Below are 24,188 nucleotides of genomic sequence, written 5' to 3' on the forward strand. Positions count from 1 at the left end.
TTTTACATTTATTAAATCACAAATTAAAGGTATTGTGAAGCACTTAAAGTGAAGCAATGAACAACAGAAATAGAATACATATATGTATTCTATTTCTATGTATTGCGATTACTTTAAGAGTTTCACAGATACCTTTTGTGATTTCAGATGTTTCTTGTATTTCAAGCATATCAATTATATTCAATATTGTAAATATCATCCATCAAGGATATTGATAATCGAAGAAAAATAAAAATACTTGCATGAATATAGTCTTAATTTAAGTTTACTGCAAGTATTTTTATATTTTGCTAATACACAATACCTTTAATACTCGTAGAAAACTGATCCACCTATAAATTCTCTTAAAAGAGAATTCTTTGGCACCTCATCAACATTAATTTCTTTAAAGAAACTTAGGAAAGACTTCAATCTTATTGCCTCTGAATATACAGAACTTTCTTCACCTATTTTATTTAATTCTTCTAATGCATAAGGCTTCAACACCCCAAGTTCATAAACTAACGTAGAATTAAAGGCAACATCGGCTTCCTCTTGATAAACAAATATATTATTTTTTTCGCCTCTTTTTATAGATTTCCACATCTTTAATGTATCTTCTGCTTTATATCCCCTTGATAAGGAATCCCTAACGATTCTCCTAACCTTTCTTACATCTGTCGTTGAAATTCTATTATGGTTATCTATATTTAATTGAGTTAGTGCAGATATATATATTTTAAAAACCTTACTATTTAAATTGTTTGAAATTAATGCTGGATTTAATCCATGAATTCCTTCAAGAATTAATACACCATTTTTAGGAACTTTAACTTTATAGTCTTTCCATTCCTTTTCTCCAGTTTTAAAATTATAAATAGGAAGATCTACATCTTCCCCTCTCATTAATCCTTCTAGGTTCTTATTTAGTAGTTCTAAATCTAAAGCATCAATTGATTCGTAATCATATTCACCATTTTCATCCTTAGGAGTATCCACTCGGTTAACAAAGTAATTATCCAAAGATAATGGTATAGGTATTAGGCCATTTACCTTGAGCTGTATGCTCAATCTATTTGCAAAAGTAGTTTTCCCCGAAGAGGATGGTCCTGCAATAAATATAATTTTTACATCTTTTCGATTTAATATTTCATCAGCAATATTGGCAATCTTCTTTTCATGTAGCCCTTCTGAAATCATTATTATATCTCTTAATTCATTATTTTTGACTTTTTCATTTAAAGTTCCGACATCTTCTATTCCTAATATATTTAACCATCTTTGTGTTTCTATGAAAATCTTCGTTAGGCTTTTCTCTTCTCTAAACTCAGCAAGTTCACTTAAATTTTTTCTTTCTGGTATTTGCAGAATGAAGCCTGATTCGTATTTAAATACATCAAAAATATTTATTATTCCTGTAGAATAGCCCATAGGACCATAAAAATAGTCATACCTTCCCTCCAGTTCATAAAGATGAACATATTGTATGTCATGATATTTTAAAAGTTTAACTTTATCCTCCATTTTATATCCTGTAAAAATATTTATCGCTTCTTCCTTAGAAGTCCTAAAGCTTTTTATTGGAATATCCTTATTTATTATTTCCTGCATTTTTACTTTTATTTTGTCTATATCACCTTTACTTAACATCTTCTCTTTATGGACTTCTCCATAAACAGCATCACTTATAGCATGGTCAATAGTTATTTTTGATCCCGGGAATAAATCTAAGGCTACTTTTATAAAAATAAATTGTAGTGTCCTAGTATAAATTTTCATTCCTAGTTCAGTTTCAAATCCTATTAGCTCTACATCTCCATCATCTTCTATCACTTCAGTTAATTCATGATATTTCCCGTTTAGCTTACATATAGCTACGTCTTTGGCTATACCTTTATAGCTATCAATAATTAACTCATAAAATGTTAATCCTTTTTTGGCTTTAATATTCAAATCTTTTAGTTCAATCCCTTTATCAATCATATTATCCAAACCTTTCCTTTCAACAAATTAATTTTATGAGTACCTAATTAATTTAATTTTCTTCACTAAAATATATGTTACTCTCAATTATTAATTTTAAATTCTTAATTTTTTTAAGTTTTCAGCACCAAATTAATGGTTTCAAATATATTATATACATTTTTAATAAAAAGGATAAACTTTTTTATTAGGTCTATGTAAGAGACTAGCAATTCAAAACTTACCAAGAAATATTCTTGTATGTAATATAGCTGCTTTTTTATAGGTGAAATAATCCTGATTGCAGCATGGCTGCTTTTTCTAAGGCGAAATGATCCGAATTGCAGCATAGCTGCTCTTTTCTAAGGTGTGTATATTAATTTATTTTTTGCAGATATTATTTTCGAGGTGATTTTTTAATGTTTGTGGTATCAATTAGAACTGCGATTTTATACTTGCTAGTTGTAGTAACGATGCGATTAATGGGTAAACGACAGATAGGCGAACTTCAACCATATGAGTTCGTAATAACAATTATGATTTCAGATTTAGCATCCTTGCCTATGCAAGATACGAGATTGCCATTATTACTAGGAATTATCCCTATCATAACTTTATTGTTTTTAAAAACAATTCTGACTCAGCTGGGATTGAAATTTCAAAGTACAAGAAAACTTGTTGATGGTGAGCCATGCATCTTAATAAACAAAGGGAAAATCAATTATCAAACCCTTAAGAAGCAGCAATTAAACATAGATGAATTATTAGAAGAATTACGCCTTTTAAATTATTTTAATCTTGATGAAATTCAATACGCAATACTAGAAAACGATGGACAAATATCGATACTTCCCATGGATTATAATTCTTCTAAAAAATCCAACTCAACTTCTGGAAATAACTCTAAAAATTCTGAAGTTAAATTACCTAGAATATTAATTTCTGATGGTAAAATACATAAAAACTCTATTATTTCTATGAATAAAGATGAAAAATGGATAAATGTTTTATTAAAAAAATATAATATTTCTTCAATAAAACATGTACTTATTGCTTCATATGATACTGAAGGCAATTTTAAATACCAACTTTTTGATGAATATGAGAAGGAGGCTAAAAAATGAGAAATGCAATATTATCAATCCTTATATTTATCTTAACAATTACCTGTGTTTATTTTTTAAATAATTCAATTCTCAAATTATGTGATAATATCAGCTCACAAGCTGAAGATATAGAATCTAAAATCACCAGTGATAAAATGGAAGAGGCTTATTCTCAATCTCTTGAATTATTAAACTTTATTGAAGAAAATAATAATATAACTTCTATTTATCTTAGTCATCAAGAGTTTGATAATTTATTAGATGAATCTGTAAGATTATGTACATACCTAGTTCATGAAAATGCAACAGATGCGCATACATCTTTACATTTAGTAAAACACAGTATCGAGCATATAAAGAAGCTGCAAATGCCAAACTTCGAGAATATACTTTAAATTGGTGTTTTTATAATTTTATCCGAAATTAATTTAAAGAATATATTCCTATATAAATATGCAGTTTCTGCATATCCTTATGCACGATTTAATTTCATGCATAAAAATTAAAATTTTATGCATATTTTTTATTCATTATGCATTGTATTTATTTTATTATGTATATTTTTAATGTTTTTATGAATATTTTTTCTTTTTTCACTTGATTATTTTTTCATAAAACTGTATAATTATAAACATCAAATGAGATTAGAAAATTATATTAATTTATCCAGGTGTATTCCAAAAATAACAGCCCAGCATGTTTGTATATTTGGGGGACTGTTATTTTATCTTATATGCCTGATATTTTCTATTATATTGAGGAGGGCTTTTAAAATGACAAAGTATAACAAAGTAGTTTTAGCTTATTCAGGAGGCTTAGATACATCTATTATTATTCCATGGCTTAAAGAAAATTACGGATGCGAAGTTATAGCAGTATGCGGTAATGTAGGTCAAAAGGATGAATTGGACGGATTAGAAGAAAAAGCAATAAAAACAGGGGCATCAAAATTATATATAGAAGATTTAACTCAAGAATTTGTTGATGATTATATCTTCCCTACAATTCAAGCTGGTGCTATATATGAAGGAAAATACCTTCTTGGAACTTCATTCGCTAGACCAATAATAGGGAAAAGGTTAGTTGAAATTGCTAAAGCAGAAGGAGCAGATGCAATTTGCCACGGATGCACAGGTAAAGGAAATGACCAAGTAAGATTTGAAATGGCAGTTAAAGCATTTGCTCCAGAAATGCCAATAATAGCTCCATGGAGAATTTGGGACATTAAATCAAGAGAAGATGAAATTGAATATGCAGAAGCTAAAAATGTTCCATTAAAAATAAATCGTGAAACAAACTATAGTAAAGATAAAAACATCTGGCATTTAAGCCATGAAGGTTTAGATTTAGAGTTTCCTGAAAATGAACCACAATATGAAAAGATTTTAGAACTTTGTAAGTCATTAGAAGCTGCTCCAAACGAAGCAACTTATATTACATTGTCTTTTGAAAAAGGAATTGCAGTTAGCTTAAATGGTAAAAAAATGAACAGTGTTGAATTACTAGATGAATTAAACAAAATTGGTGGAGAAAATGCTATTGGTATTACTGACATGGTAGAAAACAGACTTGTTGGTATGAAATCAAGAGGTGTTTATGAAACTCCAGGTGGAACTATTCTTTACAAAGCTCACAAAGACTTAGAAGAACTTTGCCTAGATAGAGAAACTGCTCATTATAAAGAGCAAATAGCTCTGAAATTTGCTGATTTAGTGTATAACGGTCAATGGTTTACTCCTCTTAGAGAAGCATTAACTGAATTCATTAATAAAACTCAAGAAACAGTTACAGGAGAAATTAAATTAAAATTATATAAAGGAAATATTGTCAATGCCGGAATGACTTCACCTTATTCATTATATAGTGAAGAATATGCAACTTTTGGAGAAGATGGAGTATACGATCAAAAGGATTCTGCTGGATTCATAAATCTATATGGTCTTCCAACAGTTGTAAGAGCTAAAATGCAAGAAAAAATTAAGAAAGAGGAAATGTAATGAAGCTTTGGGGCGGACGATTCAAAAAAGGCACTGACAAATTAGTTAATGATTTTAATTCTTCTATAAATGTTGATAGCAGAATGTATAAAGAAGATATTGAAGGAAGTCTTGCTCATGCTTCGATGCTTGGGAATCAAAATATAATTTCTAAAGAAGCTAGTGATAGGATTACTTCTGGTCTTCTAGAAATATTAAAAAGAATGGATAATGGAGTTATAGAAATTGATGAAACTTCGGAAGATATCCATAGCTTTGTTGAAGGTACTTTAACATATTACATTGGTGAATATGGAAAAATGCTTCATACTGGCAGAAGTAGAAACGACCAAGTAACTTTAGATTTAAGATTATATTTAAAGAAAGCTATAAAGTCATTAAACCAAGATATCATAGCTTTGGAAGAAGTTCTTTTGGAAAAAGCTACGGAAAACATAGGTACAATAATGCCTGGATATACTCATATGCAAAAGGCTCAGCCAATTACATTTGCTCATCATCTTTTAGCTTATGCTGAAATGTTTAAAAGAGATCTAGGAAGGCTTTCTGATTGCTATAAACGTGTTGATGAGATGCCGCTTGGATCTGGCGCACTAGCAACATCTACATACCCTATTGATAGAGAAGCTGTTGCTCGTGATCTTGGTTTTTCAAAAGTTACACTAAACAGTTTAGATTCTGTATCTGATAGAGATTACGCTATTGAAACACTTTCATGTCTTTCAATGATAATGATGCATTTATCAAGATTTTCAGAGGAAATAATTCTTTGGTGTACTAATGAGTTTAGCTTTATCGAACTTGATGATGGTTATAGTACTGGAAGTAGCATTATGCCTCAAAAGAAGAATCCTGATGTTGCAGAATTAGTTAGAGGTAAGACTGGTAGAGTTTACGGAGATCTTATGACTTTACTTACTGTTATGAAAGGAATTCCTCTTGCTTATAATAAAGATATGCAAGAAGATAAAGAAGCTCTATTTGATGGATTAGATACAGTTGTTCTTTCACTTAAAACTTTCTGCGGAATGATTAAAACAATGAAAGTTAAGAAAGAAAATATGAGAAAAGGTGCTGGTCTTGGATTTACTAATGCTACTGACGTAGCTGACTACCTAGTAAAAAAAGGTATGGCATTTAGAAACGCTCATGAAATCGTTGGGGAAATAGTTCTACAATGCATAAAAGATAATAAGATGATTGAAGAACTAACTATGGAAGAATTTAAAAACTTCTCTCCTATCTTTGAAGAAGATATCTATCATGCTATAGATTTACTAACTTGTGTAGAAGAACGTAAAGTTATCGGAGGTCCTTCTACAGAATCAGTAAAAATGCAAATTACTGCATTAGAAAATTTTATAGCTGAACATAAAGAAGTTTAATAAATATGATTACTTATTAAAGAAGAAATTTATTTAAGGTTTCTTCTTTAATAAGAACTTTCAATTGTCTATGAAATTTCTAACATGAAATTTTATAGACAATTGAAATATTATTGTTAAAAATTAAGATGCAGAAAAATAATATACTATTATTCACTCTGTAATTTAATAAAAAGGGGGCTATTTAAAAGTGATTAAAATCGGAATAATTGGTGCTACAGGATATGTAGGTGCTGAACTTTTAAGATTATTATTATCTCACCCAAAGGTTGAAGTTGCAGCTTTAAGCTCAGTTTCCTTTGAGGGTCAAGAGATTAGCAATATATATAAAAATTTCTTAAGTAAAACAAATTTAATTTGTGAATCTGCTGATGATGTTGTTGAAAAGTGCGATGTGATCTTCACTGCCCTACCTCATGGATTAAGTGAAGATATTGCTAAAAAAGCACTAGATAATAAAAAAATCTGTATTGATATGGGTGCCGATTTCAGATTATCCAGCGAAGAAGAATACGAAAAATGGTATGGAAAAAAATTCACACAACCTGAAATACATTCAGACAGTGTTTATGGCCTTCCAGAATTAAATAGAGATAAGATCAAGGAATGTTCTTTAGTTGCTAATCCTGGTTGCTATCCAACAACTATAGAATTAGGATTAATGCCATTACTTAAGAACTCATTAATAAAATTAGATAACATTATTTGTGATTCTAAATCTGGAACTACAGGTGCTGGAAGAGGCTTAACCTTAAATACTCACTTTCCAGAAGAAAATGAAACTTTTGCACCTTATAAAGTAGGAGCTCATAGACATACACCTGAAATTGAAGAAACATTATCTGCTATGGCAGAAGATAAAGTGAATATAACATTTACTCCTCACCTACTTCCAATTAATAGAGGCATAGTTTCAACGATTTATTGCATTCCAAAAGATAAAGTAAATCTTGAAGAAATTCATAAATTATATACAGAGTTTTATAAAGATGAACCTTTCGTAAATGTACTTCCACTTGGTGATACAGCTTCAATAAAAAATGTACGATTAACAAATGATTGTCATATATCTCTACACTTAAATCATAGGGAAGATCAAATCATTGTTATTAGTACAATAGATAATATGGTTAAAGGCGCTTCCGGACAAGCAATTCAAAACATGAATATAATTTTAGGTTTTGATGAAGCAGAAGGATTAAATCTAATTGCACCGGCATTTTAGTCAATTAAAGGGGGTTATAAATTTGGATATAAAATATATAGATGGTGGAGTTACAGCTCCTAACGGTTTCTTAGCTTCTGGTATACACTGTGGATTAAAGCCAGGAAGCTTAAAAAAGGATTTAGCTCTGATTTATTCAGAAATCCCTGCTGCAGCAGCAGGAATGTATACTAAAAATAAAGTTAAAGGTGCTCCTATTTATATTACAAAAGAGCATTTATCAAACAAAAAGGCGCAAGCAATAATAATAAATAGTGGTAATGCAAACACTTGTAATGGTGATGATGGATTACATAAAGCTAAGAAGATGACATCTCTACAAGCTAAAGAATTAAACTTAAAAACAGATGAAGTTTTAGTTGCATCTACAGGGGTAATTGGGGTTCCTTTAAATATAGATGCTATTAAAAATGGTATTCCAATGCTTACTAAAAATCTATCTAAAGATGGATCTAATGATGCATCTTTAGCTATAATGACAACAGATACTTTTCAAAAGCAATTAGCTTTAGAATTTTATTTAGGAGATAAAAAAATCACTATTGGTTCAATGGCAAAAGGCTCTGGTATGATTGAGCCAAATATGGGAACAATGCTTTCTTTTATTACAACTGATCTTTCTATCGCTCCAGAATTGCTGCATGAAGCGCTCCAATCAAGTGTTGGTTTAACTTATAACAGAGTCAGCGTTGATGGAGATACAAGTACTAATGATATGGTATTAATTTTAGCTAATGGTTTAGCTGAAAATCCTACTATAACTGAAAAAGATGAAAGCTATAATACTTTCTTAAGTGCCCTTACTGAATTAAATACAATTATGGCTAAAAATATAGCTAAAGATGGTGAAGGTGCTACAAAACTATTAGAATGTCAAATAATCGGTGCAAAGAATGAAAAAGATGCTGTTGTTCTAGGTAAAAGTGTTATCAATTCTAGTTTAGTAAAGACTGCAATGTTTGGTAGTGATGCAAACTGGGGAAGAATTCTTTGTGCACTTGGATATGCAAATATTGATTTCGATCCTGAAAAAGTTGATGTTGCCTTCGAAAGTACGGCTGGCTCAATAAAAGTTTGCGAAGCAGGTAGCTCTTTACCTTTCGATGAAGATATTGCAAAGAAAGTTCTTAGTGAAAATGAAGTAATTATTAAAATTAACTTATCATTAGGTGGTTACAGCGCTTATGTTTGGGGTTGCGATCTAAGCTATGAATATGTGAAAATAAATGGCGACTATAGGAGTTAATCCTAAATTATAGATTAATAAATTTTAGATTTATTTTAATGTACAGTTCATAATTTTTTAATTATGAACTGTACATTCTAAATTGACTGGGGGTATTAACTTGAATCAGACAGAAAGAGCTGAGGTCTTAGTTCACGCACTACCTTATATTCAACGCTACCGTGGAAAAATAATAGTAGTGAAATACGGTGGAAATGCAATGATAAGTGATGAACTTAGAGAAACAGTAATAAACGATATTATATTAATGAAATGTGTTGGAATTGAACCAATCGTAGTGCACGGTGGCGGTCCTGATATTTCAGATTTATTAAATAGATTAAATCACAAAAGTGAATTTATTAATGGATTAAGATATACTGATGATATCACCATTGAAGTAGTTCAAATGGTTTTAGGCGGAAAAGTAAACAAAAATTTAGTTTCTTTAATAGAAAAATTTGGCGGAAAAGCTATTGGCTTATGTGGAATGGATGGCTCTCTTTTAAAAGCTAAAAAAATAGAATCAGAAAATGACTTAGGTTATGTAGGTGAAATAACTAAAGTTAACGCGGAAATATTAAAAACTACTATTAGTTCAGGATATATACCCGTTGTTGGAAGTGTAGCTTTAGGTGAAGATGATAATAAAGCATATAATATAAATGCTGATACTTGCGCAGCAAAAATTGCATCTGCATTAAAAGCTGAAAGATTGATACTACTTACTGATGTGCCAGGAGTTATGAAAGATCCAAAAGATATTTCTACTCTAATTAGTACGTTACGATTACATCAAATACCTAAATTATGCCTTGAAGGTATAATAAAAGGTGGAATGATTCCTAAAATTGATTGTTGTGTTGAAGCAATTAGAATGGGTGTTGAAAAAGCAACTATCCTTGATGGACGTGTACCTCATTCTATTCTTTTAGAGTTATTCTCTAATGAAGGGATCGGAACAATGATTTATTAATAATTAACAATTGACAATGTATATTGATGCTAATTCTTTGCATCCTGTGAACAATTAAGAATGAAACTCACGGTCCAAATTCCCAAAAAGAGTTTCTTTCTTAACTGCTCATTGTTAATTATAAATTGTCAACTGATTTTATATTGGGAGGTAATTTTATGTCATACGATTTTAATGAAGCAAAAGAACATGTTGTAAATAGTTATGGACGTTTAGATCTAATACTTACTCATGGTGAAGGTGTTTACCTTTACGATCAGGATGAAAATAAATATTTAGATTTTACTAGCGGTATTGGCGTTAGCAGCTTAGGATATGGACATGAAAAATGGGTTAAAGCTACTAGTACTCAATTAAACACTGTTGCTCATACTTCAAACATTTTCCATACTGAACCAAGTTTAAAATTAGCTAAAGAATTAACCGAAAAAGCTAACATGAGCAAAGTATTTTTTGCTAACTCTGGTGCTGAAGCTAATGAAGGTTCAATAAAACTCGCAAGAAAGTATAGTTATGAAAAATATGGGGCTGATAGAAATAAAATTCTTACATTAATAGATTCTTTTCATGGAAGAACTATTACAACTTTAAAAGCTACAGGACAAGAAAAGTTCCACAAATACTTCTTCCCTTTCACAGAAGGCTTTGATTATGTAAAAGCAAATGATTTAGAAGATTTTAAAGCAAAACTTACAAATGATGTTTGTGCCATAATGCTTGAAGCTATCCAAGGTGAAGGTGGAGTTATTCCACTTAATAAGGACTTTGTTCAAGAAGTAGTTAAAATATGTAATGAAAAAGATGTACTTGTTATCTTCGATGAAGTTCAATGCGGTATAGGTAGAACAGGTAAAATGTTCGGATATAATAATTTCGATGTAGAAGCTGATATAGTTTCTGTAGCTAAAGGCCTTGGTGCTGGACTTCCTATTGGTGGAATACTTTGTTCATCAAAAGTTGCAGATGTATTTCAGCCTGGTGATCATGGTTCAACTTTTGGAGCTAATCCAGTTTCATGCTCTGGTGCTTTAGTTGTTCTTGAAGAAATATGCAACGAAGAATATTTAGAAAAGATATCTAAAAGAGGTGCTTATGTAAAAGAGCTTGTAGATGAAGCTCAGAATCCTCAAGTTGTAGATGTACGTGGTATGGGATTAATGCTTGGAATAAAAGTTAAATGTGATCCAGGATTAGTTCAAAAGGAAGCCATAAAAAAGGGGTTATTAGTATTAACAGCTGGAAAAGATGTAGTAAGACTTCTCCCACCACTTGTTATAACTGAGAAAGAATTAAAGACTGGTATAGATATTATTCTTGAGATTTTATCTAATATTGTAGAATAGAGTTTATTAATGAACGACGAACATTTATAGAGTAACCTTTTAAGATTAAATATTTCTTTGAAAATTTCTCATTAATTGTTCGTTGTTTATTTTTATTGTTTGGAGGCATATGTATGAAAAAAGATTTATTAAAAATGGATGATCTTTCTAAAGAAGAAATTTTAGATATTTTGAACTTAGCGGATCAATTAAAATATGAACAAAAACATGGCATAGAACATCCTCATTTAAAAGGTAAAAGTTTAGGAATGATATTTGAAAAATCATCTACTAGAACTAGAGTTTCTTTTGAAACAGGTATGTATCAATTAGGTGGAAATTCACTTTTTTTAACTGATAGAGATTTACAAATTGGTCGTGGCGAACCAATCGAAGATACAGCAAGAGTTCTCTCTAGATTCATACAAGGAATAATGATTAGAACTTTCTCTCAAGACGAAGTTGAAAAATTAGCTAAATACGCATCAATTCCGATTATAAACGGATTAACAGATGAAGAACACCCATGCCAAGTATTAGCTGATTTAATGACAATAAGGGAGAACAAAAACATACTTGAAGGTTTGAAAGTTGCATTCATTGGTGATGGTCATAATATGGCAAACTCTTTGATGATTGGATGTCTAAAAGTTGGAATGAACTTCTCAATCGCATCTCCAAAAAACTACACAGCCTCTGAAAAATACTTAAGCAGAGCTAAGGAAATTGCAGAAAAAGAAGGAGTTCAATTTACAATCACTACTTCCCCGTCTGAAGCTGCTAAAAATGCCGATGTAGTGATTACTGATGTCTGGGCTAGTATGGGAAGAGAAGATGAATCTGCTGAAAGACTTAAAGCCTTTGAAGGCTTCCAAGTTAATAAGGAACTAATGGAAGTTGCTGATAAAAGTGCCATGGTACTTCACTGTCTTCCAGCCCATAGAGGTGAAGAAATATCAGCTGAAGTTTTAGAGGAACATGCGAATTCAATCTTTGATGAATCAGAAAATAGATTACATGCTCAAAAAGCTGTGCTTGTTAAATTAATGAAATAACTTAGTTTATATCTATAACTTATCGAAATTATAAGTATTTTTGTTCCGAAAAGCTATGAAAATATTTATAATTTCTAGTAAAGATATAAACCTAAAGTTTCAGCATATTCGGAACAACTTCTAGCCGAGAATCATTACCATCAAAATTCCAATGAAACACTGCAAACAATATGTTACTTATTTCTAGTATAGGGATATAATCAAAAATATCTTTATCACATTCTGTATATAGATATCCAAACCATTAATTTGATCTATGCTTTGAAATACTTTCCAGACCAGAAAGAGAAGGTACTCTTTTTCGTAGTGTTGCATTGAAAAAATAGCTGTAGGTATTTCTTCAGTAAAAGTTGTTCCAGTCCTGCTTGTCATTAGCTTGCCTAAGGAACAAGCAGGACTGGTGCAACTTTTACTGATAGAAATCCACAGTTATCTTTTCTAGCAACCGAGAAACAGAGTACCTTCTCTTTCGGTTGGCTATATCATAAATCTAAGTTTTGTATTGGATATCTATGCACATTTATCGTTATTTAACTGTCCCCAAATCCTTAATTGGGTAAAATCTAAACTGAACTTTTCCTTCTATATCAGAACCATCTATATATGGCTTTTCCCAACGTCTTGAATCTATTGAATCTGGTCTATTATCTCCTAAGAAAAAGTATTCTCCCTTAGGTACTTCAAAAGTTCCATTGTATTTATCTTTATTTTTCAAATAATTCTCTTTAAGTTGTTCACCATTTCTAAATACAATACCATCTTTTATTTCTATTTTATCTCCCGGAAGTCCTATTAACCTCTTTACTAACCTTTCCTTATACTCATCTGAATAAAATACAATAATATCGCCTTCTTTTAGATTCTGCTTATCATACACTTTTGTTACAATCAACTTATCATCAATATTCAAAGTTGGTATCATTGACCCACTGGGGATATATACATTAAAATATATAAATTTATTTATTAGCAACGCAAGTGTAAGCGCAGAAACTGTTGGTAATACCCATTCCCTAAAAAAATTACTATTAGATGCTCTTACTCTTGCCTTTTTTCTAGAGTTATTATTTAATGATTTTCTTAACTCTAAAGTCCTATTAGTACTCCTTCTCACCGTTTCACCTCTACTATTCTCCTTAATTATTTTCATATATACCTTCTAAAAAACAGTATTATTTTATTGCTTGTCCCTTATAAGATCTATATAAGGTTAAGATTATCACAAGCTACATTTTCCAAAGGATAGTTTACTCCATATCAAATCCATTTATTTACAATTAATAATAATTATAGTATATTTTCACTTTTTGTCAAATTAGACATCTGCTTAAATCATATATTATTACATAATTTAATGGTAATAAAATTTATTATTAATTAGATATATACCATGATAAAATATAATAACTAAATAATTTCTCTATATTAGTTTTTAGGAGTGTATAATATGAATTTAAAAGAGAAAGTAAAAGAACTTCCTTCTAGCCCTGGTGTATATCTAATGAAAGATTCTCTTAATAACATTATTTATGTTGGTAAGTCAAAAAACTTAAAAAATAGAGTTGGATCATATTTCATAAACTCGAAATCTCATTCTCCTAAAATTATAAAGTTAGTTCAAAATCTTAAGGATTTCGAGTATAGAACCACTGATACAGAATTTGAGGCTTTCTTACTTGAATGTGAATTAATAAAAGAAATTAAGCCTGCTTATAATAGGTTAATGAAAAATCCAAAATCTTACTCTTATATTAAAATAATTCTAAACGAAAATTTTCCGAGTATTGAAACCTCTCATGAATCTAGTAAAACTGATGGAAATATTTATTTTGGACCATATTCAAGAAGAAACCTCGTTGAAAGAGGAATTTATGGATTAAAAGAATATTTCAAAATACTTTGTAATAACAATTCAAAAAATTCATCCTCTTGCATCAATCATTCTTTAGGCTTATGTATAGGGATGTGTTTTAACCACTCAGCTTTAGAGGAATACTTAAATATATTAAATAAAATAGTTAAACTCCTCAATGGAACAGATAGCAGTATTCTTGACGAAATGGAATGTATCATGAAGAATTCATCAGAAAAATTTGATTTTGAAAATGCTGCTAAATATAGAGATTATATAAATGCAGTAAATTATCTAATTGATAGAATTAATGTTGTTAAATTTACTGAAAACAACACAAATATTGCTTTGCTAGAATATTTAGATAATAATAGCTTTAAATTTTTTCTCATTAAAGGAAATAACATGCTTTTTAAAAAGAAGTATTTTATAAAGGATGCTGATTCAAAAGACTTGAAATCACTCTTAATAAACGAAGTTGTTCGTTGCTTTAATCATGAAAACATTAATTATCCTATCGATATTGGGAAAGAAGAGATTGATCAATCTCAGATAATATATACATATCTTAAAAGTAAAACTAATGACTGCAATTATGCTGTAATTTCAGATGAGTTGTTAAATTCACCAGACAATATTGATAATGTAATAGCAAATTTATTATCCTTTCATTAAGATTATAAACCTGAGAAAATATGAATATTACAACATTCACAAATATTTTATATATTTCTCAAAAGTGACGAACACGCTTTATATGAAAAATACTAAGCTAACTCTCATTTAAGGATAGAATCATACATTAAGTTGAGTTCTATCTTTTTCTATTACATTATTGTATATTATTAATAACAAGTATTTATAAATATATAATTATAATGAGGTGTAAGAAAATGAAAGTATTATTAATTAATGGAAGTCCAAAAGCTAAAGGATGTACTTATACTGCTTTATGTGAAATAGCAAATGAATTAGAAAAAGAAAATATCGAAACAGAGATTTTCCAAATTGGAAATAAACCTATCAGTGGATGCATTGGCTGTGGCGGATGTCATAAAAGTGGCGCTGGTAAGTGTGTATATAGTGATGATATTGTAAATGTAGCTTTAGAAAAAGCTAAAGAGGTTGATGGTTTGATCTTTGGTTCCCCTGTACATTATGCAGCACCTTCAGGTTCAATCACTTCTTTCTTAGATAGACTCTTTTATGCTAGTGCAGGTTCTTTGGCGTATAAACCTGGAGCTGCAATTGTGAGTTGTCGTCGTGGTGGTTCAACAGCTGCTTTTGATCAGTTAAACAAATATTTCACTATTTCAAATATGCCAGTTGTATCCTCTCAATATTGGAACATGGTTCACGGGAATACTCCTGAAGAAGTAAAACAGGATTTAGAAGGAATGCAAACAATGAGACTGCTTGGAAAAAATATGGCATGGCTTTTAAAATCCATACAAGCAGGTAAAAATTCTGGATTGTCATTGCCTTATAGAGAACCAAGGGTTGCTACTAACTTCATTAGATAGCAGTTATAATTAAGTTTGACTTAGTTTTATACATTAATTCCACTCATCATTATTTCGTAAATAATAGATGAGGCAAGTACTTAGTAATTTTAATTAAAATAAATATGATAAAGAGACCTGATATAATGTTTTTACTTTATATCAGGTCTCTTACTTATTTATAAATTAAAATTAGTCATTATACGCTCTCTACAATCAGCCTTTTTTAACAGATCCTATAAATAATACATTTAAACCTTCAATCCCCGTCAATTTTTGTTGCACTTGTTACATTGATTTTCACAAGATTTATCCTTTTCTTGTTTCGTACTCTCACTAGTCAACTCTTCTGAGAATTCTGTTGATAACCTAGATTTATATAATTTGGTATTCACATTTGTGTATCTATTCTTATTATTTTCTGAACTTCTAAAAAACCTCATTCCTAAATATATTAGTGAAAATAATGCTACCATTATCAACCCTACTATAAGACCTGGTGCCTGATCAGAGATAAGAGGCATACTAAAAATAACAACAATCATGCTTATCAGACCGATCCAAGATGTGTATGGATATCCACGCATCTGACATTTTCCGTTTGGAGGACATCCATTTTCTTTACGAAATCGTATATGTGTAGCCATAATTACTGCATAAGTAAAAAGTAATGCAAATCCACTGGAAGTAACTAAAAACAGATAAATTCTAGGAAATAATAATCCAAAACCTAGTCCTAAAAGCATAGACAAACCCGAAAATACTATAGCCTTATAAGGAATATCATTTTTATCTTTTAGCCATTTAGGCGCATCACCCTCATCTGCAAGAGATCTTAACATTCTTGCAATACCAAACATAGATGCAAGAGATGCTGAAAGTATAGCTGTAATTAGTACTAAGTTTATAATATTACCAACCCATGTAATTCCTATTCTATCAAGTGCCGCAACCATTGGACTTATATTTTCACTTAACTCAGATGTTGGAATTAATGGAAGTAATGCGAGAAGGGAAAGTATATATAAACCTACAAGTCCTATAACAGTATAGTTAATTGCTTTTGGAATTGTTTCTGTAGGATTATGTGCTTCTGAAGCTGCTAATCCAATTATCTCAAAACCTGCATAAGCAAATACTACTATAAGCATCCCTCCAGCAATACCACTTACTCCACGCGGCATAAAAGGCTCTCTAATTAATTCTCCAGCCCCTATAGCTGCTCTCCCTGGAATTATTCCGATAATTAATAAAAAGGATATGATTATAAATGAAACTATTGCCAGTAACTTTATAGCTGAAAGACCACTAGTCAACTTGCTTAATTTATCAGCTCCTAAAAGATTAAGTAAAGTTACACTTACTATAATTATAGTTCCACCTATAGCTATAGATATATTAGGAATCCATTCATTTAATAAAATTGATACAGCAGTGGCTTCACTAGACATTGAAAGAACCATTCCAACCCAATAAACCCATCCAACAACAAATCCAGCCCCTGGCCCAAAAGCTTGTGTTGCAAAAGTTCTAAAAGATCCAGAATGAGGATTTGCAACAGTCATTTCTGATAAAGCATAAAGTATAAAATATACCATTACTCCTGCCAATATGTACGATATTAAAATCGATGGTCCTGCCGCATTAATGGCTACAGCTGAACCAAGAAAAAATGACCCTCCTATTATGCTTCCCAGCGCCATCATTGCAATCTGCCATGCAGATAATCCTTTGTTTTTTTTCTTCATAATATTCTCCTCCGTACTGAAACATCTATAGAAAAAATTAAAAATATTAATATATTCTCTTAATGATGTCTTAAATAACTTCTTGAATATTATTCCTCAAAATTCAAAATACATTCTTCAATATTTCATAAATTAAATAAATCAATTTTACATGCAGTGTATCTCCACATCTAATATTTTATATTGTCTCATTTATTGACCTTTTTATCCATATTATACTATAATTTACTGTATATACTTTTATATTCTATTTGGAGGTTACATTTTATATGAAAAATGAAGATTTTATAAAAATAGCATTAAACTCAAAATTCTATCAAAATAAATTTTATGGATTAAATTTAAATGATTGGAGTGGTATTCCAATTACTACTAAAGAAGAACTTCGGAAATGTGATGCTTACGATTTAATAGGAACAGATTTTAAGAAGATAGCTACTTATCATGAAACAAGTGGAACTACAGGCACTCCTACTTCAAGCTGGTACAGTTTCAAAGATTCTGATCAAGAAGCAAAAGTTATTATTAATTCTCATATTAATCTTTCATCTAACGACTTATTGTTAAATAGATTTCCATTCGCAATAGCATTGCCACCATTTATTCTTTTTTGGGCGTGTCAAAAAGTTAATGCAGGACATATTGCCGTAGATAAAGCTTCTTCTATTACTCCCATTGCCAGAGTTATTGAGATAATTCAACGATCTAATCCTTCTATTATCGCTCTCCCACCTGCTGAAGCTGAAATTCTTGCAGAATCAGCATTTCGAAAAGGTATTACATTACCAACTCCAAACTTAAGAGCTTTGATTATAGCTGGAGATTTATCTACTTCCACTAGACGAAAATATTTAGAGAAACTTTGGGGCGTTCAAGTTTTTGATCTCTTTGGATCTACAGAAACTGGAGGTTTATTTATGACCTGCAAAAATGGACAACACCATATAAATCATCCTAACTTGAAAGTAGAAGTTGTAGACTCCAATTTTAAACCACTAGGTCATAACCTAAAAGGTCATTGCATACTTTCTTCTGCAAGAGAGGGAATGCCTTTACTAAAATATTTTAATCACGATATAGTTGAGATTAAGGACAATTTTAATTGTGATTGCGGAGATAATTCACCTATTCTTATTCATTATGGCAGGGATGATAATGTACTAAATATTAAAGGCATGGAATTTACTCTTGCAGATATACAAGATATAGTTTACTCTATGCCAATAGTCCCATTTATATGGAAAATTCATGTTTATGATGATAACTTAATTTTTGAATATCAATTGAGCCGAAAGCATTCATCATTAAATTTTGCTAAAGAAGATATCGATAAATATCTATATGATAAATTAAGGGTTCCTGTATACTCTAAGCCTTGTCAATTAATTACTGATGACGATTTAACTTCAAAACCAATTTTTTCAAAGTTTGGCCATATAGTCAAACACTAAAGTTACACATTTCAATTATAATTACATAATAAAAAGTTATTGTATTTTTTAACCTCTTAGCCTTACTTAGAAAGTTTTAAAAATACAATAACTCTTGAATTAATACTCATTATAGAGATAATTTCAAAATAAACATTGCTCAGAAAATATAAGTATACTTTCATTTTAATAATTTAACTTTATAATCTAATAGATTATACTACTTTTCTATATAATTAATTACATTCTTTACTATTAGGTTTATTGTTCCATCGCCATTTCTTTGGATCTCAAATTTACTTAAATCATGGTAAGTATCTTCATTAATATATAGATCAATCTGCTTATCGATATTAAGTCTAACTCTTTTTAATTTTTTCTCTACCCAAGTTTTATCAACTGCTACCTCTTCATCTAATCCTTGCTGCTTTATATAATTAGAAAAGTCTTCCTTTACATGTGGCTGTTCCGTGAATAGTTCTGCTGAGAAATTATCGATATTTATAGTATCTTCCTTTTTTAACTTGGTCTTAATAGCAGTTCTAATTTCTTCTGCTTTTTCTGCATTTTCCGTGATATTCTTTCTAGTCCAGTTTTCAGCTGCTTTCACGAATGTTCTTGTCATATCTCTCTCATTTGTAATTATACTTGCTCCCAAGAAAGTATTTATAAAATAATTGGCTCCATATTCATCTTCTTTGCTACTTTTTTGTTTATCTAAAATCATTAGATTATATTTTTCATCTTCTATAATAGGTTTTATAAAAGCGGCCTTTTGTATTTTTTGACCACTACCTGGAAGACCAGCTATCTGAGGTACTATGCCTATTCCAATTTTGTCATCTTTAAATTGTACTTCATGGGTAAAGTTTTTAACATAATCCATCTTAAGTATAGCTATCATAGGGCCTTGATCCGTAGTTATTGATGCTATGATTAGATCTCCAGATGGAATATTCACATTGCTCTTCATTATAATAAACAGTTGTCTTGCTAGTTCCTTAGATAAGTTCACTAAATTATTATCTACTCCGTTCAAATAATCTTGCGCAATTTCCTTAACTATATTTCTTTCTAAATTAAATCTTCCATACTTTAGCTCTTCATCTTTTAAACATTTTTCTAGGTGTTTATATAAAAAAGCGTAGATATCCTCATCTAATTCTAAACTATATTCATTTAAAATAGGTTCTTCTCCATTACTATCTAATATATGAATTACTGCCTCGTTTATATTAATATCATTTATATACTCCATATGTTTTCACCATCCACTTATATTTGTACATTAGATATTATAAACTTTAATGAAATCAAAAAAAAGACTTTAAACTTAGAAACTAGAATTGTAATTTAATCAACCGAAAGGGAAGGTATTCTTTTGCTCGGTTGCTTGAGAAGATAGCTGCGAATTTCTAGCAGTAAAAGTTGCACCCATTCATGCTTGCTCCTGAGCTAAAACTCAGGACAAGCGTGAACGGAACAACTTTTAATTAAGAAATATCTGCAGCTGTCTTCTCAATGCAACACTCCGCAAAAGAATACCTTCCCTTTCTAGTGTCTAAATATACATTCTAGTTTAGTATGCTTGCCTATAAATATATTTAATACTTAATATGAGGTTTATACAAAAAAGCACTCTATTGCTCAGTTTTTAGAGAATATCTCTGTAACTCAATACTTTGCAATGGAGTGCCCTTTTTCTTGTTAGGTTTAATGAGTATAAAATTTAAATTGTTGTATATAAATTGGAATTGTGAGGCTTAGTTTCTATTTGCATAATTTTTTGAATTCATCTGCTACAAATTGTACTTGTGTTCCTACAACAACTTGTAAGCTTGTTTTTCCAGGTCTTATTACTCCTGATACACCTGCAGATTTAATAACTTTTTCATCTACAACTGCTTGGTCTTTAATTTCTAAACGTAATCTAGTTACACAATTATCAATTGAAACTACGTTTTCTTTTCCCCCAACACCTTTTAAGATGATAGCTGCTACTTGTGTATAATCATTATTTGCAAGTTTTACATTGATTTCTTCACTATCTTCATCTTCTCTACCTGGAGTTTTTAAGTTAAATTTAGTTATAGCAAAACGGAATACTACATAATAAATTACACCAAATACTAATCCTATTGGAATTATCATAAGTGGATTTTCAGCCATTGGCGCTTTAAAACTTAAGAACCAGTCTACAAAACCTGCACTAAAGTTAAATCCAGATCTCACTGGTAGTAATGTACATACAACCGCTGAAATTCCTGTTAATCCAGCGTGGATTAAGTATAAGCTAGGAGCTAAGAACATGAATGCAAATTCTAATGGTTCTGTAACACCTGTGAAGAAAGAAGATATTGCTGCTGCTAATAATAGACCATAAACTGCTTTCTTTCTCTTATCTTTAGCTGTATGATACATAGCTAATGCACCTGCTGGTAATCCAAACATCATTACTGGGAAGAATCCAGTCATGTACATACCTGTAGTTCCAAGTGTTCCTTTACCTGACCAGAAGTTACCAAGATCATTGATTCCAGCTACATCAAACCAGAATACTGAGTTAAGTGCGTGGTGAAGTCCAAATGGTATTAATAATCTATTAAAGAATGCATAAATACCTGAACCGATAGCACCTGTAGATACAATTGATTCACCAAAAGCTACTAAAGCTCCATAAACAACAGGCCATATAAAGAATAATATAAGTGCTGCGAAAATTGATGCTGCTGCTGTTACTATTGCAACACATCTTTTACCACTAAAGAAGCCTAATGCATCTGGTAATTTAGTACCTTTAAATCTGTTATAACATGCTGCTCCGATTAAACCTGATAAAATACCGATAAATTGTGTTTGAATATGACCAAAAGCGGCTGGAACTTCTTTAACATCAATGCCTTTAAACATTGCGACAGCTCCTGGTGCTAATAAAGTTGTAATCATAAGCCATGAAACAAGTCCAGCAAGTCCAGATGTTCCATCATTATCATCTGACATACCAACACCAACACCAATTGCGAATAAAATTGGCATATTATCAATTAGTGCACCACCTGCCTTTAATAGGAACGCTGAAACTACATTGTTAGCTCCCCAGCCAGTAGGGTCAATCCAATAACCTATCCCCATTAAAATACTTGCAACAGGTAGACAAGCTACTGGGAGCATTAAAGATTTCCCTAGTTTTTGTAGATACTTCATCATAATAAAGTTCTCCCTCCATATTATTAATTTATTTTAAGGATATTTTAATCCTTAAATACACTATAAGTTTATTAAGAAAACATATAATTAATCATTGTTTTTAGCAAATAAAAAAGCTGAAAAGGATAAATTAATAATTATCCTTTTCAGCTAATGCCCAAATCTAATCGGTTACACGCCAAACAACGTATCTTATACCATCATATTATTCTACTTTTATCCTTTAGTCAATACCTATTTAAATTTTTTTATTATTGACACCAATAATTTAAAATAATATAATTAAGTCATAAATGTGTAACTGTTAAATCAGGCATGAGTTTACGTCGTACGGAAAACTTATGCTTTTTTCTGTTGTAAATATAAATATTAGAATGAAAGGATGTGACCATTCCTGACTGCTCAGGAATATAAATATGTTTAATTTTTTTAAAAAGAATTTAATCACGGAAATAAAACTTCTTGCCCCTATAACTGGTAAAACAATAGATTTATCTGAGGTACCCGACAAAGTATTTGCCGAAAAATTAGCTGGTGATGGAATTGCTATAGATCCAGTTGGTGATATTGTAGTTGCACCTGCTGATGGAGAATTAACACTAGTATTTAATACAAAACATGCTTTTGCAATAACTTTAAGCAATGGAGTTGAATTATTGGTTCATATAGGAATTGATACAGTTTCTTTAGATGGCGAGGGATTTGAGCAGCTAATTGAAGCTGGAACTAAAGTTAAAGCTGGAACACCGATAATAAAAATAGATAGAGAATTTATTCTAAATAAAGGTTTTTCACTAGTTACTCCTGTTTTGATTACTAATATGGATTTAGTAAAAGGATTAAATACTGCTGTTGGTAAAAATGTTACAGCAGGACAGGATGAAGTAATTAACTTTACTATATAAACAACAAGAGCTGTCACAAGAAAGAATATTTTAATGCAATGTATTAATTTTCAATTTAGTCACTTAATTAATATACCGTATCAATTTCTTTTATGCGACAGCTCTCATATTTATTAAAAAACTTTAACTTTCTAAAGTGGCCCTTCTAAATCTCTCTATATGCATTGCTAAGTAAGCTATTTCATCGTCGACAACATCTTTTTCTAACTTTTCAACCAATATTTTTGACACGCCTTTGGCTATCTTATAAGATATTTTATATTTAGATTTTATTTCTTTAATAAAATCATTCTTTATAGATATGTTTGTTGATATTCTTTTTATAGCAAATTTCAGATGTGTTAAAAATCTAGCATAATCTAGTGATGTTTTATCAATTTTTATTGACATCTTTTCCTCTATATACTCAATTATTGAGTTTATCATATACGTGTTCTTTATAGAGTTAGATATTACTCCTGAGTTCCTAGCCGAATGAATATGCAAAGCTATAAAGCCGATTTCACCTAATGGTATATTTATATTTATCTCATCTTGCAGTTTTTTTGCAACTCTTTCTGCTAATGAATATTCTGTTGAATATAAAGCTTTAATCTCAATAAGAAATGGATTTTCTATTTCTTCACTATCAGCAATTCTCTTGACAGCAAAATTCAAGTGATCTACTAGTGCAACGTGGATCCTCTCATCTAATTTTTCTTGTAATTCATCTGCAATAAAAGATATCATCCTTTCACATAATTCAAAAAATTCTTCATCAACATTTTCAATAACTTGCTTGAAATTTCTTAAGTTATCTTCATTTTCAATAAGGAATACCTTTTCAACTTCGGTGCCTTTTTCAATCTTATCTCCAGTTTTTTTTCCAAATCCAATACCTTTTGCAAAAAGTATTCTTTCTTGTCCGTTCATTTCTACAGAGACTATATTGTTATTATAAGACTTTATTACGACTGCCGAATCCATGGTTATACTCATATTATCACCCTTTTACTTTCAATTAAAATCATATCTTATAGAGAAAGTCATACTCGTTATTCATGAGTCACTTTATCTTATTTATAGTACATCAATATATTTTATTTATATTATCCGAATTTATTATACTAATTTTAACTTAATCTATTATTTATTGTAAAGCCCAGATTTAAGAATAAATGAAATTATAAACTATGTAAAATTTATAGATATCCAATACTCAACTTAAACTTATGCTATAATCAACCGAAAATAGACACATTGTTGTTTCGCAGGCTATGAAAATTCCTGCTGAACAAAAATGTGTCTAATTTCCGTAATTGTATTTATTTCG

Annotated in this window: 19 protein-coding genes; 13 read left to right on the plus strand and 6 right to left on the minus strand. The window is 30.2% G+C overall.

Annotated features, from left to right (window positions below):
- Positions 1-306: 306 nt before the first annotated feature.
- A complete protein-coding gene (locus tag D2A34_RS03270; RefSeq protein WP_079439364.1) occupies positions 307-1,962 on the minus strand; it encodes a nucleoside kinase in 1,656 nt (551 codons plus the stop codon).
- Between the two features lie 398 nt (positions 1,963-2,360).
- Here D2A34_RS03270 and D2A34_RS03275 point away from each other — a divergent pair, with 398 nt between their 5' ends.
- The 9 genes from D2A34_RS03275 (at position 2,361) to argF (ending at position 12,232) form a co-directional block, all read left to right on the plus strand.
- Entirely contained in the window at positions 2,361-3,065 is a 705-nt protein-coding gene (locus D2A34_RS03275; protein WP_079439365.1) for a DUF421 domain-containing protein, read from the plus strand.
- Positions 3,062-3,442, plus strand: coding sequence for a DUF4363 family protein (locus D2A34_RS03280; RefSeq protein WP_079439366.1), 381 nt, complete (start codon positions 3,062-3,064; stop codon positions 3,440-3,442). The genes D2A34_RS03275 and D2A34_RS03280 overlap by 4 nt, the downstream gene beginning before the upstream one ends.
- A gap of 378 nt (positions 3,443-3,820) precedes the next feature.
- The gene (locus tag D2A34_RS03285) at positions 3,821-5,044 is read left to right on the plus strand and encodes an argininosuccinate synthase (RefSeq protein ID WP_079439367.1); all 1,224 of its coding nucleotides are present in this window, start codon (positions 3,821-3,823) and stop codon (positions 5,042-5,044) included.
- Entirely contained in the window at positions 5,044-6,429 is a 1,386-nt protein-coding gene (gene argH / locus D2A34_RS03290; RefSeq protein WP_079439368.1) for an argininosuccinate lyase, read from the plus strand. The genes D2A34_RS03285 and argH overlap by 1 nt, the downstream gene beginning before the upstream one ends.
- Positions 6,430-6,619: 190 nt before the next feature.
- A complete protein-coding gene (gene argC / locus D2A34_RS03295; protein WP_079439369.1) occupies positions 6,620-7,654 on the plus strand; it encodes an N-acetyl-gamma-glutamyl-phosphate reductase in 1,035 nt (344 codons plus the stop codon).
- Positions 7,655-7,676: 22 nt separating this feature from the next.
- Positions 7,677-8,900: a bifunctional glutamate N-acetyltransferase/amino-acid acetyltransferase ArgJ gene (gene argJ, locus D2A34_RS03300; protein WP_079439370.1), complete on the plus strand. Its 1,224-nt coding sequence runs from the start codon at positions 7,677-7,679 to the stop codon at positions 8,898-8,900.
- Between the two features lie 100 nt (positions 8,901-9,000).
- Positions 9,001-9,855, plus strand: a complete 855-nt coding sequence (argB, locus tag D2A34_RS03305) for an acetylglutamate kinase (RefSeq protein WP_079439371.1) — start codon at positions 9,001-9,003, stop codon at positions 9,853-9,855.
- A 158-nt stretch (positions 9,856-10,013) separates the two neighbouring features.
- The gene (locus tag D2A34_RS03310) at positions 10,014-11,198 is read left to right on the plus strand and encodes an aspartate aminotransferase family protein (RefSeq protein WP_079439372.1); all 1,185 of its coding nucleotides are present in this window, start codon (positions 10,014-10,016) and stop codon (positions 11,196-11,198) included.
- A gap of 113 nt (positions 11,199-11,311) precedes the next feature.
- Positions 11,312-12,232, plus strand: coding sequence for an ornithine carbamoyltransferase (argF, locus tag D2A34_RS03315; RefSeq protein WP_119365699.1), 921 nt, complete (start codon positions 11,312-11,314; stop codon positions 12,230-12,232).
- 526 nt (positions 12,233-12,758) lie between these two features.
- Here argF and lepB read toward each other — a convergent pair.
- Positions 12,759-13,382: a signal peptidase I gene (gene lepB, locus D2A34_RS03320; protein ID WP_079439374.1), complete on the minus strand. Its 624-nt coding sequence runs from the start codon at positions 13,380-13,382 to the stop codon at positions 12,759-12,761.
- A gap of 297 nt (positions 13,383-13,679) precedes the next feature.
- Between lepB and D2A34_RS03325 the strand changes: the two genes are divergently transcribed.
- Both D2A34_RS03325 and D2A34_RS03330 read left to right on the plus strand, forming a co-directional pair.
- The gene (locus D2A34_RS03325) at positions 13,680-14,759 is read left to right on the plus strand and encodes a GIY-YIG nuclease family protein (RefSeq protein ID WP_119365700.1); all 1,080 of its coding nucleotides are present in this window, start codon (positions 13,680-13,682) and stop codon (positions 14,757-14,759) included.
- Between the two features lie 218 nt (positions 14,760-14,977).
- Positions 14,978-15,607: a flavodoxin family protein gene (locus tag D2A34_RS03330; protein ID WP_079439376.1), complete on the plus strand. Its 630-nt coding sequence runs from the start codon at positions 14,978-14,980 to the stop codon at positions 15,605-15,607.
- A gap of 248 nt (positions 15,608-15,855) precedes the next feature.
- Here D2A34_RS03330 and D2A34_RS03335 read toward each other — a convergent pair whose 3' ends face one another.
- Complete coding sequence (locus D2A34_RS03335; RefSeq protein WP_079439377.1) at positions 15,856-17,334, minus strand: amino acid permease; 1,479 nt, start codon at positions 17,332-17,334, stop codon at positions 15,856-15,858.
- A gap of 269 nt (positions 17,335-17,603) precedes the next feature.
- Here D2A34_RS03335 and D2A34_RS03340 point away from each other — a divergent pair, with 269 nt between their 5' ends.
- Positions 17,604-18,785, plus strand: a complete 1,182-nt coding sequence (locus D2A34_RS03340) for an AMP-binding protein (protein WP_079439378.1) — start codon at positions 17,604-17,606, stop codon at positions 18,783-18,785.
- Between the two features lie 199 nt (positions 18,786-18,984).
- Here the strand turns inward: D2A34_RS03340 and D2A34_RS03345 are convergent, their stop codons facing one another.
- Together D2A34_RS03345 and nagE are read right to left on the minus strand one after the other, a co-directional pair.
- On the minus strand, positions 18,985-20,022 hold the full coding sequence (locus tag D2A34_RS03345; RefSeq protein WP_079439379.1) for a nucleoid-associated protein: 1,038 nt from the start codon (positions 20,020-20,022) through the stop codon (positions 18,985-18,987).
- Between the two features lie 512 nt (positions 20,023-20,534).
- On the minus strand, positions 20,535-21,971 hold the full coding sequence (gene nagE / locus D2A34_RS03350) for an N-acetylglucosamine-specific PTS transporter subunit IIBC (protein WP_119365701.1): 1,437 nt from the start codon (positions 21,969-21,971) through the stop codon (positions 20,535-20,537).
- 416 nt (positions 21,972-22,387) lie between these two features.
- Here nagE and D2A34_RS03355 point away from each other — a divergent pair, with 416 nt between their 5' ends.
- Complete coding sequence (locus D2A34_RS03355) at positions 22,388-22,876, plus strand: PTS sugar transporter subunit IIA (RefSeq protein WP_079439381.1); 489 nt, start codon at positions 22,388-22,390, stop codon at positions 22,874-22,876.
- Between the two features lie 123 nt (positions 22,877-22,999).
- Here D2A34_RS03355 and glcT read toward each other — a convergent pair whose 3' ends face one another.
- Entirely contained in the window at positions 23,000-23,854 is an 855-nt protein-coding gene (gene glcT / locus D2A34_RS03360) for a glucose PTS transporter transcription antiterminator GlcT (protein ID WP_079439382.1), read from the minus strand.
- Positions 23,855-24,188 lie beyond the last annotated feature (334 nt).

The sequence above is a fragment of the Clostridium chromiireducens genome, assembly GCF_003575225.1.
Taxonomy (GTDB): domain Bacteria; phylum Bacillota; class Clostridia; order Clostridiales; family Clostridiaceae; genus Clostridium; species Clostridium chromiireducens.